The sequence below is a fragment of the Phytobacter sp. V69 genome, assembly GCF_965644215.1.
Classification (GTDB): domain Bacteria; phylum Pseudomonadota; class Gammaproteobacteria; order Enterobacterales; family Enterobacteriaceae; genus Phytobacter.
Window position 1 is genome coordinate 13,963 of record NZ_CBFFRL010000052.1, and the last position, 13,668, is coordinate 27,630.

Consider the following 13,668-nt stretch of genomic DNA (forward strand, 5'->3'; position numbering starts at 1 on the left):
GGGGATACGCAGAAAGTGGGGCGTATCCCGTTTCGTCGGCCGGTCAGTTAATGGGATCAGATATGCGCAATAGCCAGAACATCACCATCTCAAGGTCGGATACTATCACGACCAGCGACGAAACCACCTGGTCCCTCCCTGGGGCCGCAGTGGGCTTTGTAGCGTGGCTGCTGGCGCTGGCTATCCCTTTTCTGATTTACGGTCCTAATACGCTGTTCTTCTTCCTCTACACCTGGCCTTTCTTCCTGGCGCTGATGCCCGTCTCGGTTGTGGTGGGTATCGCCCTGCACTCCATCGTCAATGGCAAGCTGCTCTACAGCATTGTGCTCACCGCGCTCACGGTTGTTGCTATGTTCGGTGCGCTGTTTATGTGGCTGATGGGCTAAAGCCGTCCATACTTCAAACCGTAACTCACATTAAGACAATGTGTCCGGGGGACACCCCTACGGAAAGGCGCGCAAATATGTTACATTCTGTCGCGGTGACTCGTTATCACCCGGCCCCGGTGTGGAGTCTGAGAAAAAGTTATGGGATGATGATGCCGTTTTTCAGGGGGCAGGATGGGTAAACTAACGCTGCTATTGCTGGCTTTGCTGGTCTGGCTACAGTATTCACTGTGGTTTGGCAAAAATGGTCTTCATGACTATAGCCGTGTCAGCGAAGATGTGGGCGCACAGCAGGCAACTAACGCCAAATTAAAAGCGCGAAACGATCAACTCTTTGCTGAAATTGATGACCTCAATGGCGGCCAGGAAGCGATTGAGGAACGCGCTCGCAACGAATTAACGATGACCAAACCGGGCGAAACCTTCTATCGTCTGGTGCCGGACGCGTCCAAACGCAACCAGGGGCAGGGGTCAGTACAGAACACACAAAATAATCGATAAACAATCCCGGGTTTACGACATGGCTGCAATAATTCCGGACGTTTGTGCGGTGGTGCCGGCCGCCGGATTTGGCCGCCGCATGCAAACGGAATGTCCCAAGCAATATCTTTCCATTGGCGATAAAACGATCCTCGAACACGCGGTGGCGGCTTTGCTCGCCAATCCGAACGTGGGACGGGTGATTATCGCCGTCAGCCCCGGTGACGAGCGCTTTGCCCGTTTGCCGCTGGCGCAACATCCTGCGATAACCGTGGTGGAAGGGGGCGCAGAACGCGCGAACTCCGTCCTGGCAGGCCTGAACGCCGCTCACGGGGCGCAATGGGTGCTGGTGCACGACGCCGCACGACCTTGCCTGCATCAGGATGATTTAAACCGCCTGCTACAGCTGCGTGAAACCAGCCGCGTGGGTGGCATTCTCGCCGCGCCGGTTCGCGACACCATGAAGCGTGCAGAGCCGGGCAAAACGGCTATCGCCCACACCGTTGAGCGTAACGATTTATGGCATGCGCTCACGCCGCAATTTTTCCCGCTGGAACTTCTGCACGACTGCCTGACGCGCGCGCTCAACGAAGGCGCGACCATCACCGATGAAGCCTCGGCACTCGAATATTGCGGATTCCACCCGGAACTGGTCGCCGGACGCGCGGATAATATCAAGGTGACGCGTCCGGAAGATCTGAAACTCGCTGAATTTTATCTCACCCATTCTGAACACCAGGAGAAGGCATAATGCGCATTGGACACGGTTTTGACGTACACGCATTTGGCGGCGATGGCCCCATTATTATTGGTGGCGTCCGCATTCCCTGGGAGAAAGGCCTGTTGGCGCACTCCGATGGCGACGTGGCGTTACATGCGCTGACCGACGCCCTGCTGGGTGCGGCGGCGTTGGGTGATATCGGTAAGCTGTTCCCGGACACCGACCCGGCGTTCAAGGGTGCAGACAGCCGTGCGCTGCTGCGCGAGGCATGGCGTCGCATTCAGGCCAAAGGCTACGTCATTGGCAACGTGGACGTCACCATCATCGCGCAGGCACCGAAAATGCTGCCGCATATCCCGCAGATGCGTGTGTTTATCGCCGAAGATCTGGGCTGCCATATGGATGATGTGAACGTGAAAGCGACCACCACCGAGAGACTCGGTTTTACCGGTCGTGGCGAAGGCATCGCCTGCGAAGCGGTGGCGCTCCTGCTTAAGGCGGCGAAATGACCGAGTTCGACCAGTTGACATATTTGCACGGTAAACCTGCGGGTAGCGGTTTACTGAAAGCCAATCCGGAAGATTTCGTGGTTATCGAAGATTTAGGCTTCGAACCCGACGGGGAAGGCGAACATATCCTGGTGCGAATTCTGAAAAACGGCTGCAATACCCGCTTCGTTGCAGACGCGCTGGCGAAATTCCTTAAAATACATGCCCGTGAAGTCAGTTTTGCCGGACAGAAAGACAAACACGCCGTCACCGAACAATGGATGTGCGCACGCGTGCCGGGCAAAGAGATGCCGGACCTGAGCGCGTTTCAGCTTGAAGGCTGCAAAGTGCTGGAATATGCCCGCCATAAGCGCAAACTGCGCCTTGGGGCGCTTAAAGGCAACAGTTTTACCCTCGTGCTGCGCGAAATCAGCAACCGTGAGGATGTTGACTCCCGCCTGCAGGCCATCAACGAGGGCGGTGTGCCAAACTATTTTGGCGCGCAGCGTTTCGGTATTGGTGGCAGTAACTTGCAGGGCGCGCTCCGCTGGGCGCAAAGCGACGCGCCGGTGCGCGATCGTAATAAGCGCAGTTTTTGGTTGTCGGCCGCACGCAGTGCGTTGTTTAATCAAATCGTCAGCGAGCGTCTGAAAAAAACAGACTTTAATCAAGTTGTTGACGGTGATGCGCTACAATTATCGGGGCGCGGAAGCTGGTTTGTGGCGACCAACGAAGAGCGTGCCGAGCTACAAACGCGCGTTGATGATAAAGCGCTGCTGATTACCGCGTCGATGCCGGGAAGCGGCGAGTGGGGAACGCTGGGCGAAGCACTGTCGTTTGAGCAGACTGCTGTTGCCGATGCGCCGGGGCTGCAGGCGCTGCTGGTGCGCGAAAAGGTTGAAGCCTCGCGCCGGGCCATGCTGCTCTTCCCGCAACAATTAAGCTGGAACTGGTGGGATGACGTGACCGTCGAGTTACGCTTTTGGCTACCGGCAGGTAGCTTCGCCACCAGTGTGGTAAGGGAAATTATCAATACATTGGGTGATTATGCGAATATTGCTGAGTAACGATGACGGGATTCATGCGCCAGGTATTCAGACGCTGGCAAAGGCCCTGCGGGAGTTTGCCGACGTACAGGTCGTGGCTCCCGATCGTAACCGTAGTGGCGCATCCAACTCACTCACGCTGGAATCCTCTCTTCGAACCTTCACCTTCGAAAACGGCGATATCGCGGTGCAAATGGGCACCCCGACCGACTGCGTCTATCTGGGCGTCAACGCGCTGATGCGCCCGCGCCCGGACGTTGTGGTCTCCGGCATTAATGCCGGGCCGAATCTCGGGGACGATGTGATTTACTCCGGCACGGTCGCGGCGGCGATGGAAGGCCGCCATCTGGGTTTTCCCGCGCTGGCGGTGTCGCTAAACGGTCAGACTCATTACGAAACGGCGGCGGCAATCACCTGCTCCATTCTGCGCGCTCTGGCGCGTGAGCCGTTACGTACCGGACGTATTCTGAATATTAATGTCCCGGACTTGCCGCTCGATGAAATCAAGGGTATTCGTGTTACCCGCTGCGGCAGTCGTCATCCTGCGGATAAAGTCATTCCTCAGCAGGATCCCCGGGGCAACACGCTCTACTGGATTGGTCCTCCGGGCGAAAAATGCGACGCCGGGCCGGTTACCGATTTTGCCGCCATCGATGAAGGCTATGTTTCTGTTACCCCGCTGCACGTGGATTTAACCGCGTATAGCGCGCATGATGTGGTCTCGGGCTGGCTGGAACGCGCCGGAGTAAGCAAACGATGGTAAACAGACGCGTACAAACGCTGCTTGATCAATTACGCGCGCAGGGCATTACCGATGAGCATGTGCTGGAAGCCATCTCTCTGGTACCGCGCGAGAAATTTATTGATGAGGCGTTTGAACATAAGGCCTGGGATAACGTGGCGCTGCCTATCGGGCAGGGCCAGACCATCTCTCAACCTTACATGGTGGCGCGGATGACGGCGTTACTCGAGCTGACGCCGCAATCGCGGGTGCTGGAGATTGGCACCGGGTCGGGCTATCAGACCGCGATCCTGGCACACCTGGTTCATCACGTTTGTACCGTTGAACGCATTAAAGGCCTGCAATGGCAGGCGCGACGCCGTCTTAAACAACTTGATTTACATAATGTTTCAACTCGACATGGTGATGGCTGGCAGGGTTGGCAGGCACGCGGTCCATTTGATGCCATTATTGTAACGGCCGCACCACCAGAAATTCCGGCGGCGTTAATGTCGCAGCTGGATGAAGGTGGGATTCTCGTTTTACCCGTGGGCGACGAGCATCAGCTCCTTAAACGTGTTCGTCGGCGGGGGGGCGAATTTATTATCGATACCGTGGAAGCCGTACGCTTTGTGCCGCTGGTAAAAGGCGAACTGGCCTGATATCCAGATTTTTCCGGATGTTTTCATGCCGTATCAGCGTATGGTGGGCAAATTTGCCAAACCCGTTCACGGTTAATTTTAAGTCATTGGTAGCTAACACATTCCTGGGGGATAAATGAGCACGGGAAGCCCTAAATTCACCGTAAGCCGTGTTGCGGCATTATCACTGGTTTCGATCTGGCTGGCAGGCTGTTCAAGCTCCAGCAATGCACCTGCTCCGGTTAGTTCGGTAGGTGGTAACACCAGTTCCAGCACCAATTCCGGAATGTTAATCACTCCGCCGCCAAAAATCGGTACCGCTTCACAGCCACAAATTCAGCCCGTACAGCAGCCGATGATACAAAGCGCGCCTGTTCAGACTGCGCCGCAACAGCCGGTGCAGACGGTTAACGGCAAAATTGTTTACAACCGCCAGTACGGGAACATTCCGAAAGGAAGTTATACGGGCGGCAGCACTTACACCGTTAAACGCGGTGATACGCTCTTCTACATCGCCTGGATTACCGGGAACGATTTCCGTGACCTCGCGCAGCGCAACCACGTTGCCGCGCCATATGGCTTAAACGTCGGGCAAACCCTGCAAGTCGGTAATGCATCAGGCGCGCCAATTACTGGCGGAAATGCGATAACTCAGGCGGATGCCACTGCGCAAGGAATCGTCTCAAAACCTGCACAAAATTCCACCGTAGCTGTTGCTTCGAAACCAACAATTACGTATTCTGAGGATTCAGGTGAACAAAGTGCTAACAAAATGTTGCCGAACAACAAGCCTGCGCCCCCTGTCACAGCGCCTGTTACGGCACCATCCGTCAGCACGACCGAACCGACTGTCAGCAGTACGTCAACCAGCTCGCCGATTGCTTCATGGCGCTGGCCGACGGATGGCAAAGTTATCGACAACTTCTCTGCTACCGAAGGTGGCAATAAAGGTGTCGATATCGCAGGTAGCAAAGGACAGGCAATCGTCGCGACCGCAGATGGGCGCGTTGTATATGCCGGTAACGCGCTCCGCGGTTACGGTAATCTTATTATCATCAAACATAACGATGATTACCTGAGTGCCTACGCCCATAACGATACGATGCTGGTCCGGGAACAACAAGAAGTTAAGGCGGGGCAAAAAATAGCTACTATGGGTAGCTCCGGAACCAGTTCTACACGCTTGCATTTTGAAATTCGTTACAAGGGGAAATCCGTAAACCCGCTGCGTTATTTGCCGCAGCGATAAATCGGCAAAGTAGTTGAACCGTTCCTCATTGTTGTTATTGCAGCGCGCGCAGATGCCGCTGCAATAGTCATAGTGAAGAGCTCTTCAGGTGCTTTGCCCAGGGATCACGGGTAGGAGCCACCTTATGAGTCAGAATACGCTGAAAGTTCATGAATTAAATGAAGATGCGGAATTTGATGAGAACGGAGCAGAGGCTTTTGATGAAAAAGCCTTAGTAGAAGAGGAACCCAGTGATAACGACCTGGCCGAAGAGGAGTTGTTATCGCAGGGCGCAACCCAGCGAGTGCTGGATGCGACTCAGCTATATCTTGGGGAAATTGGTTATTCCCCGCTGCTAACGGCCGAAGAAGAAGTCTACTTTGCACGTCGTGCTCTGCGTGGTGACGTTGCATCGCGCCGTCGCATGATCGAAAGTAACTTGCGTCTGGTAGTGAAAATTGCCCGTCGTTATAGCAATCGAGGCCTGGCACTGCTGGACCTGATTGAAGAGGGGAATCTGGGCCTGATCCGTGCGGTCGAGAAATTCGACCCGGAACGTGGCTTCCGCTTCTCCACCTATGCGACCTGGTGGATTCGTCAGACTATTGAGCGGGCGATCATGAATCAAACCCGTACCATTCGTCTGCCAATCCATATTGTCAAAGAGCTAAACGTCTATCTGCGTACCGCGCGTGAGTTGTCCCATAAACTGGACCACGAACCGAGTGCGGAAGAGATTGCCGAGCAACTCGACAAACCGGTCGATGACGTGAGCCGCATGCTGCGTCTCAACGAGCGCATCACCTCTGTGGATACACCGCTGGGCGGTGATTCCGAAAAAGCGCTGCTGGATATCCTGGCCGATGAAAAAGAAAATGGCCCGGAAGACACTACGCAAGATGACGATATGAAACAAAGCATCGTCAAATGGCTGTTCGAACTGAACGCCAAACAGCGTGAAGTGCTGGCACGTCGTTTCGGTCTGCTGGGGTATGAAGCTGCAACGCTGGAAGATGTGGGTCGTGAAATCGGTCTGACACGCGAACGCGTCCGTCAGATTCAGGTTGAAGGTCTGCGCCGTCTGCGTGAAATCCTGCAGGCACAAGGGCTGAATATCGAAGCGCTCTTCCGCGAATAAGCATTGAACATCAAAAGGCCGGTCACTGACCGGCCTTTTTCTTTGCGCATTTTCTGGCTTAGCGCTTATCGGCCGCCAGCAGCGGCGGGATTGTCGGCACTTGCGGCGCGTTATCAATATCTTTTTGCGTCATACGAAACGCCTCCGGATAGTGGTCGCGGCTGGTGCGGCGTAGCGGCTCAGTATTGCGCCAGGTATACAGGCAATGCTGGCACTGATAAACGATCCAGACATCTTTCACCGGTGAGGTTGCCATCGCTTCAATATGTTCATCGGCACAACGTGGACAAATCATTCTCTGCTCCTTATTTACGTGCGGCCAGCATGGCGCTCAGTTTTTCAACCCATTCTTTGGTTTCAGGTAAATCCTGTACCGGCTGGCTGTAGTGACCACGCGTATCCGGGGCGACCGGGGTAGTGGCATCGATGATCAGCTTATCGGTAATGCCCGCCGGGCTTGAGCCTGGATCCAGCTCCAGCACCGACATATTCGGCAACTGCACCAGGTCACCCGCCGGGTTCACTTTCGACGACAGCGCCCACATCACCTGCGGCAGGTTGAACGGGTCCACGTCTTCATCGACCATGATCACCATTTTCACGTAACCCAGACCGTGTGGCGTGGTCATGGCGCGCAGGCCCACCGCGCGGGCAAAGCCGCCGTAGCGTTTTTTGGTAGAAATAATCGCCAGCAGGCCGTGGGTGTACATGGCGTTCACCGCCTGCACTTCCGGGAACTCGGCTTTCAGTTGCTGGTAGAGCGGTACGCAGGTTGCCGGGCCAATCAGGTAGTCAATTTCGGTCCACGGCATGCCCAGGTAGAGGGATTCAAAAATCGGTTTTGTGCGGTAAGAGACTTTATCGATACGCACGACCGTCATATTGCGCCCACCGGAATAGTGACCGGTAAATTCGCCGAACGGCCCTTCGATTTCGCGTTTACGCCCTTCAATAACCCCTTCGAGGATCACTTCCGAACCCCAGGGCACGTCAAAGCCGGTGAGCGGGGCGGTGGCGATCGGGTAGGGGCTTTCACGCAGCGCGCCGGCCATTTCGTATTCTGACTGATCGTATTTCAGTGGCGTCGCGCCCATCAGGGTGATGATCGGATCATTGCCAAGCGTAATGGCAACCGGCAAATCTTCACCGCGCTCTTCCGCTTTATGCAGATGCAGTGCAATGTCGTGCATCGGTACCGGCTGCAGGCCCAGTTTGCGTTTACCTTTGACTTCCATACGGTAAATGCCGACGTTTTGCTTACCAAAGTGGTTGGGATCAACCGGATCGCGGGAAACGACGCAGGCTTTATCAAGATAGAAGCCGCCATCGCCATCGTTCAGGCGAAACAGAGGCAGGATGTCGAACAGGTTAATTTCGTCACCGTCGACCGTATTTTCCGCCCACATCGGATTCGCGCGGCGTTCCGGTGCGACAGGGAAGGTATCCCAGCGGCGGATGAACTCTTCAATCTGTTTTTTAACCGGCGTGTTCGACGGTAAGCCCATGGAGATGGCGTGATTTTGCCAGGAACCGATGGTGTTCATGGCCACGCGCGCATCGGTGAAACCGCGAATATTATCAAACCACAGCGCAGGGGCGCCGTCGCCGATACGCCCGGTGGCGTTGGCCGCCGCCGCGATATCCGGCTCGGCATTAACCTCTTCACTGATTTTCAGCAGTTGCCCTTCATCATCAAGCGTCTGCAGGAAGCTTCGTAAATCATCAAAAGCCATATTCTTTCTCCTGTGAAAAATTCTGTGCCGCCTGCAGCCCTTCCCAACGACGCGCTTTGCGGTGCTCCAGACCAAACTGGTCGAGCACGCGGGTCACGATATGCTGGGTGATGTCGTCAACGGTCTGCGGATGGTTGTAGTAAGCGGGCATCGGGGGCACCATCGCCACGCCCATGCGGGAAAGCGCTAACATATTTTCTAAATGAATGGTGCTAAGCGGCATTTCACGCGGAACGAGCACCAGTTTGCGCCCCTCTTTAAGCACCACATCGGCGGCGCGGCCGACCAGCCCTTCGGCGTAGCCAGCGCGAATACCTGCCAGCGTTTTCATGCTGCAGGGAATGACTATCATGCCAGCGGTGCGAAATGAGCCTGAGGAGATGGTGGCGGCCTGATCGGCGGGGCTATGGCAGACATCCGCCAGGGCGGCGACGTCGCGGGCGGTGTAAGGCGTTTCCAGCTCAATGGTGGTTTTCGCCCACTTTGACATGACCAGGTGGGTTTCCACCTCTGGCATATCATGCAGCGCCTGCAAGAGCGCCACGCCCAATGGTGCGCCGGTTGCCCCCGTCATCCCGATTATCAGTTTCATTCACCACCTCAAAAGTTGTTCGTATACGAACGTTTAAAAACAAGCTACGCCTGGCAATCGTCACTGACAAGATTGTTCGTGCACGGGCGCACTTTTTGTTAAAAAATGGCGCGTTAAAATTCGGCAAGTTAATGGCTATCATAGGGAGGAGAAACCCGTAATGGAGCATTCATGGAGTTAAGAAAAGAGGCCTTTCACCTGCTGCGTCAGCTATTCCAGCAGCATACGGCGCGCTGGCAACAGGCATTGCCGGAACTGACCAAACCGCAATATGCGGTGATGCGTTCTATTGCCGAACATCCCGGCATTGAGCAGGTTGCCCTGACGGAGGTGGCGGTCAGCACCAAGGCGACGCTTGCTGAAATGCTCAGTCGTATGGAAATGCGCGGCCTGGTTCGTCGGGAGCACGATCCGGACGATAAACGGCGTCGTTTCTTGTTTCTGACCGAGGAAGGGGAAGCCCTGCTGAAAACCAGTATTCCGGTAGGGAACGGCGTGGATGACGAGTTTCTTGGCAAATTAAGCGAAGAGGAGCGGGAACAATTCACGCAGCTTATTCGTCGGATGATGCGCTGATTTTTTTGTGAAAAGCAGGAAACAAGCCGGGCGGTTTGTTTCCTGCATCATGCATTAGTTCAGGGTGTATTCCAGCGAGATTTCCGCGTTCAACACTTTAGAGACCGGGCAACCGGCTTTGGCTTTCTGAATCGCCTCGTCAAATTTGGCGGCATCGGCACCTGGAACTTTTACCGCACTTTTGAGGGCGATTTTGGTGATCGCAAAACCGCCGTCAACCTGGTCCAGCGTGACGGTTGCCGTTGTGTCGATACTGTCTGCCGTGTAGCCGACTTCACCCAGAATGAGCGAAAGCGCCATAGAGAAACAGGCCGCATGAGCCGCGCCGATCAGCTCTTCCGGGTTAGTCCCCTGAACGCCTTCGAAACGGGTGTTAAAGCCATAAGGAAGTTGTTTAAGCGCCCCGCTTTCTGTCGAAACTGTCCCTTTGCCATGTTTAAGATCGCCCGCCCAGTGAGCTTGCCCTTTCTTGTGAATAGCCATCGCATCGTTCCTTTTCATTATTGAGAGAAATAAATCGAGACAAATAAAAAGTATAGAAGCCGATATCGGGCTTGCCTGGCATTCGGGGAATTTATTCGCGAAAGGATGGCCCGCAGGGTGGCTGCGGGCCGGGGCGTTAGACGAGACTTTTCAGGCGGTAGATCCACTCGAGCGCCTGACGCGGCGTGAGGGAGTCCGGGTCCAGATTTTCCAGCGCTTCCATGGCCGGGCTGGTCTCTTCAGGTGCGGCCAGCAGCGACATTTGCGTACCGTCAATCTGCGTAGCACCCGCGCTTGGCGACAGACTTTCCAGCTCGCGCAATTTGCCACGCGCGCGCTTAATCACCTCTTTAGGCACGCCCGCCAGTGCGGCAACTGCCAGACCATAGCTTTTGCTCGCCGCGCCGTCCTGTACGCTGTGCATAAAGGCAATGGTGTCGCCGTGTTCCAGTGCGTCCAGATGGACGTTGGCCACGCCTTCCATTTTTTCCGGCAGCTGTGTCAGCTCGAAATAGTGGGTGGCGAACAGGGTCAACGCTTTGATTTTATTTGCCAGATTTTCCGCACAGGCCCATGCCAGCGACAGACCATCGTAAGTCGACGTCCCGCGACCAATCTCGTCCATCAGCACCAGGCTGTGTTCGGTGGCGTTGTGCAGGATATTGGCCGTTTCGGTCATCTCGACCATAAAGGTTGAGCGCCCGCTTGCCAGATCGTCCGCCGCGCCGACACGGGTAAAGATGCGGTCGATTGGCCCGATTTCCACTTTTTGCGCCGGAACATAGCTGCCGATATAGGCCAACAGCGCAATCAGCGCGGTCTGGCGCATATAGGTACTTTTACCGCCCATGTTCGGGCCAGTAATGATCAGCATTCTGCGCTGTGGCGACAGATTAAGCGGGTTCGCAATAAACGGTTCTTTCAGCACCTGCTCAACCACCGGGTGACGGCCTTCGACGATGCGGATGCCCGGTTTGTCGCTGAATGTCGGGCAGCAGTAGTTCAGGGTGTCCGCACGTTCGGCCAGGTTTACCAGCACATCCAGTTCCGCCAGCGCGGTAGCGCTTTGTTGCAATGCTTCAAGGTGAGGCAGTAACAGATCGAACAGCTCGTCATACAGCTGTTTTTCCAGCGCCAGCGCTTTGCCTTTTGAAGTCAGGACTTTGTCTTCGTACTCTTTTAATTCAGGAATAATGTAGCGTTCGGCGTTTTTCAGCGTCTGGCGACGGACGTAGTGAATCGGCGCAAGATGGTTCTGCCCACGACTGATCTGGATGAAATAGCCGTGCACGCCGTTATAGCCAACTTTGAGCGTATCCAGCCCCAGCTTCTCGCGCTCACGGATTTCCAGTCTGTCGAGGTAATCGGTCGCGCCATCTGCCAGCCCACGCCATTCGTCCAGTTCGGCGTTGTAACCCGGCGCAATCACCCCGCCGTCGCGAACCAGCACCGGCGGCGCATCAATAATGGCGCGTTCCAGCAGCTCACGTAATTCAATGAACTCGCCCATTTTCTCACGCAGTTGCTGCACCGGTGCACTGTCGATGTTCGCCAACTGTGCGCGCAATTCCGGCAGTTGCTGGAAGGCATAGCGCATGCGTGCCAGGTCGCGCGGGCGTGCGGTACGCAACGCCAGACGCGCCAGAATACGTTCTAAATCACCCACCTGACGTAACACCGGTTGCAGCTCACTGGTGCTTTCCTGCAATGCACCAATGGTCTGCTGACGCTCAAGCAACGTTTTACCGTCGCGCACCGGCATGTGCAGCCAGCGTTTGAGCATGCGGCTGCCCATCGGCGTGACCGTGCAGTCGAGCACGGATGCCAGGGTGTTTTCGAACCCACCCGCCAGGTTTTGGGTGATCTCCAGGTTACGACGGGTCGCCGCATCCATAATGATGCTGTCCTGCTGGCGTTCCATGGTGATGGAGCGAATGTGGGGCAGGGAAGTGCGTTGCGTGTCTTTCACGTACTGCAGCAGACAGCCCGCCGCACAGAGGCCGCGCGGGGCATTTTCCACACCAAAGCCGACCAGGTCGCGGGTACCAAATTGCAGGTTGAGCTGCTGGCGCGCGGTGTCGATTTCAAATTCCCACAGTGGGCGACGGCGCAGACCCCGACGGCCTTCAATCAGGGCCGTTTCGGCGAAGTCTTCGGCATAGAGCAGTTCCGCCGGGTTGGTGCGCTGCAGTTCTGCCGCCATGGTTTCGCGGTCCGCAGGTTCGCTGACGCGAAAACGCCCGGAGCTGATATCCAGCGTGGCGTAGCCGAACCCTTTGCTGTCCTGCCAGATAGCCGCCAGCAGGTTGTCCTGGCGTTCCTGCAATAAGGCTTCATCGCTGATGGTGCCGGGGGTGACGATGCGCACCACTTTGCGTTCTACCGGCCCTTTGCTGGTAGCCGGATCGCCGATTTGTTCGCAAATTGCGACCGATTCGCCCAGATTGACCAGTTTTGCGAGGTAGTTCTCTACCGCGTGATGCGGGATGCCCGCCATCGGAATGGGTTCGCCTGCGGAAGCGCCGCGTTTGGTCAGCGAGATGTCCATTAGCTGAGATGCACGTTTGGCATCGTCATAAAACAGTTCGTAAAAATCGCCCATGCGATAGAAGAGCAGAATCTCCGGATGCTGCGCTTTCAGTTTCAGGTACTGCTGCATCATGGGAGTATGGCTTTCTAAGCCTTGTTTTTCGTTATGTTTATCATTGATTTTACTCATTTTTAGCCTTTTGCGCTAGTTTTCAAGTGAGTGTGTTAGGGTACATATAACACACTCAAAAGTTCAATTTGTAGCCCATGAGTAACTCAGCTATGATTTTGGTATCAGCAAAAACCACAACTAGGCTACACAGGTTGATTTATGAACATAACTCTTTCTAAAACAATGATTCTCAACAAGTTATCAATAGATGTACGACCCAGCGTTACTTTTGATGGCTTGATTGAATATGAACCCAATCTAGATCGTAAGCCTTACATCGTCTTTGATGCTCATCGTGATGCCCCTGTGGGTTTTGGCGTTAAGGTCAGTGCTACAAAGAAAACGTATGTTCTACAACGTCGAGTTGCATCTGATCGTATCAGCACAAGAGAAAGCGGTAAATCAAGAGTCATCAAAGCGAAGGTAGGAAACATCGAAGACTTTTCATCATTAGAACAAGCACGCGATGCCGCCAGGCTACTCGCTCAGACAATGATGAGCACAAAGCGAAATCCTAATGCGATCAGGCGTGAACTTGATGCAGCAGAATTAACATTAAGTGAGGTGTTCGCTCAGTACAGAAGTCATCTCACATCAAGAGCTAAGCCCGCTAAACCTAAGGAAGGTGCGATTTAATCGGTGGGGTTCAGTGGAGTCCTTGGCGGATTCAACTCCGAAGTGCAACGCTAAGCCGCCAATCTTAGCTCTGCAAACACCACAGACGGTTGCCTGAA

The 13,668-nt window shown here is 55.0% G+C and carries 15 protein-coding genes and 1 pseudogene; 11 read left to right on the forward strand and 5 right to left on the reverse strand.

Translation table 11 applies throughout. From position 1 onward, the window contains the following. The first annotated feature begins 62 nt into the window (after positions 1-62). From ACSZPU_RS09665 to rpoS, 9 genes are all read left to right on the forward strand, one after another. Positions 63-386: a DUF3561 family protein gene (locus ACSZPU_RS09665; protein WP_103281722.1), complete on the forward strand. Its 324-nt coding sequence runs from the start codon at positions 63-65 to the stop codon at positions 384-386. Between the two features lie 174 nt (positions 387-560). Next, positions 561-887 carry a cell division protein FtsB gene (gene ftsB / locus ACSZPU_RS09670; RefSeq protein ID WP_498997999.1) on the forward strand — a complete coding sequence of 109 codons (327 nt, stop codon included), beginning with the start codon at positions 561-563 and terminating at the stop codon, positions 885-887. A 19-nt stretch (positions 888-906) separates the two neighbouring features. Then, the gene (gene ispD, locus ACSZPU_RS09675) at positions 907-1,617 is read left to right on the forward strand and encodes a 2-C-methyl-D-erythritol 4-phosphate cytidylyltransferase (RefSeq protein ID WP_498998001.1); all 711 of its coding nucleotides are present in this window, start codon (positions 907-909) and stop codon (positions 1,615-1,617) included. Continuing rightward, entirely contained in the window at positions 1,617-2,096 is a 480-nt protein-coding gene (gene ispF, locus ACSZPU_RS09680) for a 2-C-methyl-D-erythritol 2,4-cyclodiphosphate synthase (RefSeq protein WP_498998002.1), read from the forward strand. The genes ispD and ispF overlap by 1 nt, the downstream gene beginning before the upstream one ends. Further along, positions 2,093-3,142: a tRNA pseudouridine(13) synthase TruD gene (gene truD / locus ACSZPU_RS09685; RefSeq protein WP_498998005.1), complete on the forward strand. Its 1,050-nt coding sequence runs from the start codon at positions 2,093-2,095 to the stop codon at positions 3,140-3,142. The genes ispF and truD overlap by 4 nt, the downstream gene beginning before the upstream one ends. Continuing rightward, positions 3,123-3,884, forward strand: a complete 762-nt coding sequence (gene surE / locus ACSZPU_RS09690; RefSeq protein WP_498998007.1) for a 5'/3'-nucleotidase SurE — start codon at positions 3,123-3,125, stop codon at positions 3,882-3,884. The genes truD and surE overlap by 20 nt, the downstream gene beginning before the upstream one ends. After that, complete coding sequence (locus tag ACSZPU_RS09695) at positions 3,878-4,504, forward strand: protein-L-isoaspartate(D-aspartate) O-methyltransferase (protein WP_498998008.1); 627 nt, start codon at positions 3,878-3,880, stop codon at positions 4,502-4,504. The genes surE and ACSZPU_RS09695 overlap by 7 nt, the downstream gene beginning before the upstream one ends. A gap of 175 nt (positions 4,505-4,679) precedes the next feature. Then, positions 4,680-5,732 (forward strand): murein hydrolase activator NlpD, encoded by a 1,053-nt coding sequence (gene nlpD / locus ACSZPU_RS09700; RefSeq protein ID WP_498998023.1) that lies wholly within the window; start codon positions 4,680-4,682, stop codon positions 5,730-5,732. Positions 5,733-5,856: 124 nt separating this feature from the next. Further along, complete coding sequence (rpoS, locus tag ACSZPU_RS09705) at positions 5,857-6,849, forward strand: RNA polymerase sigma factor RpoS (RefSeq protein ID WP_498998009.1); 993 nt, start codon at positions 5,857-5,859, stop codon at positions 6,847-6,849. Between the two features lie 58 nt (positions 6,850-6,907). Here rpoS and ACSZPU_RS09710 read toward each other — a convergent pair whose 3' ends face one another. Genes ACSZPU_RS09710 through ACSZPU_RS09720 form a run of 3 tightly spaced genes read right to left on the reverse strand, consistent with a single transcriptional unit; the run spans position 6,908 to position 9,174 of the window. Further along, entirely contained in the window at positions 6,908-7,144 is a 237-nt protein-coding gene (locus ACSZPU_RS09710) for a non-oxidative hydroxyarylic acid decarboxylases subunit D (RefSeq protein ID WP_498998011.1), read from the reverse strand. Positions 7,145-7,154: 10 nt separating this feature from the next. Then, positions 7,155-8,582, reverse strand: coding sequence for a non-oxidative hydroxyarylic acid decarboxylases subunit C (locus ACSZPU_RS09715; protein WP_498998013.1), 1,428 nt, complete (start codon positions 8,580-8,582; stop codon positions 7,155-7,157). Next, complete coding sequence (locus tag ACSZPU_RS09720) at positions 8,572-9,174, reverse strand: non-oxidative hydroxyarylic acid decarboxylases subunit B (protein ID WP_498998015.1); 603 nt, start codon at positions 9,172-9,174, stop codon at positions 8,572-8,574. Before ACSZPU_RS09720 ends, ACSZPU_RS09715 begins: the two co-directional genes overlap by 11 nt. Before the next feature lie 171 nt (positions 9,175-9,345). Between ACSZPU_RS09720 and ACSZPU_RS09725 the strand changes: the two genes are divergently transcribed. Continuing rightward, positions 9,346-9,750: a MarR family winged helix-turn-helix transcriptional regulator gene (locus ACSZPU_RS09725; protein WP_498998016.1), complete on the forward strand. Its 405-nt coding sequence runs from the start codon at positions 9,346-9,348 to the stop codon at positions 9,748-9,750. Positions 9,751-9,804: 54 nt separating this feature from the next. Here ACSZPU_RS09725 and ACSZPU_RS09730 read toward each other — a convergent pair whose 3' ends face one another. Together ACSZPU_RS09730 and mutS are read right to left on the reverse strand one after the other, a co-directional pair. Then, entirely contained in the window at positions 9,805-10,233 is a 429-nt protein-coding gene (locus ACSZPU_RS09730) for an OsmC family protein (RefSeq protein ID WP_498998018.1), read from the reverse strand. 136 nt (positions 10,234-10,369) lie between these two features. After that, entirely contained in the window at positions 10,370-12,952 is a 2,583-nt protein-coding gene (mutS, locus tag ACSZPU_RS09735; RefSeq protein ID WP_498998020.1) for a DNA mismatch repair protein MutS, read from the reverse strand. Between the two features lie 141 nt (positions 12,953-13,093). Here mutS and ACSZPU_RS09740 point away from each other — a divergent pair. Beyond that, positions 13,094-13,567, forward strand: a pseudogene (locus ACSZPU_RS09740) (integrase); the annotation flags it as partial. Positions 13,568-13,668: the final 101 nt, after the last annotated feature.

Bases quoted from the DNA above. Each gene is read 5' to 3' on its own strand.
- mutS (WP_498998020.1), bottom strand. From the start codon at position 12,952: ATGAGTAAAATCAATGATAAACATAACGAAAAACAAGGCTTAGAAAGC.
- ACSZPU_RS09710 (WP_498998011.1), bottom strand. From the start codon at position 7,144: ATGATTTGTCCACGTTGTGCCGATGAACATATTGAAGCGATGGCAACC.
- ACSZPU_RS09725 (WP_498998016.1), top strand. From the start codon at position 9,346: ATGGAGTTAAGAAAAGAGGCCTTTCACCTGCTGCGTCAGCTATTCCAG.
- surE (WP_498998007.1), top strand. From the start codon at position 3,123: ATGCGAATATTGCTGAGTAACGATGACGGGATTCATGCGCCAGGTATT.
- ACSZPU_RS09715 (WP_498998013.1), bottom strand. From the start codon at position 8,582: ATGGCTTTTGATGATTTACGAAGCTTCCTGCAGACGCTTGATGATGAA.
- ftsB (WP_498997999.1), top strand. From the start codon at position 561: ATGGGTAAACTAACGCTGCTATTGCTGGCTTTGCTGGTCTGGCTACAG.
- truD (WP_498998005.1), top strand. From the start codon at position 2,093: ATGACCGAGTTCGACCAGTTGACATATTTGCACGGTAAACCTGCGGGT.
- ispD (WP_498998001.1), top strand. From the start codon at position 907: ATGGCTGCAATAATTCCGGACGTTTGTGCGGTGGTGCCGGCCGCCGGA.
- ACSZPU_RS09730 (WP_498998018.1), bottom strand. From the start codon at position 10,233: ATGGCTATTCACAAGAAAGGGCAAGCTCACTGGGCGGGCGATCTTAAA.
- ACSZPU_RS09665 (WP_103281722.1), top strand. From the start codon at position 63: ATGCGCAATAGCCAGAACATCACCATCTCAAGGTCGGATACTATCACG.
- ACSZPU_RS09720 (WP_498998015.1), bottom strand. From the start codon at position 9,174: ATGAAACTGATAATCGGGATGACGGGGGCAACCGGCGCACCATTGGGC.
- ispF (WP_498998002.1), top strand. From the start codon at position 1,617: ATGCGCATTGGACACGGTTTTGACGTACACGCATTTGGCGGCGATGGC.
- ACSZPU_RS09695 (WP_498998008.1), top strand. From the start codon at position 3,878: ATGGTAAACAGACGCGTACAAACGCTGCTTGATCAATTACGCGCGCAG.
- rpoS (WP_498998009.1), top strand. From the start codon at position 5,857: ATGAGTCAGAATACGCTGAAAGTTCATGAATTAAATGAAGATGCGGAA.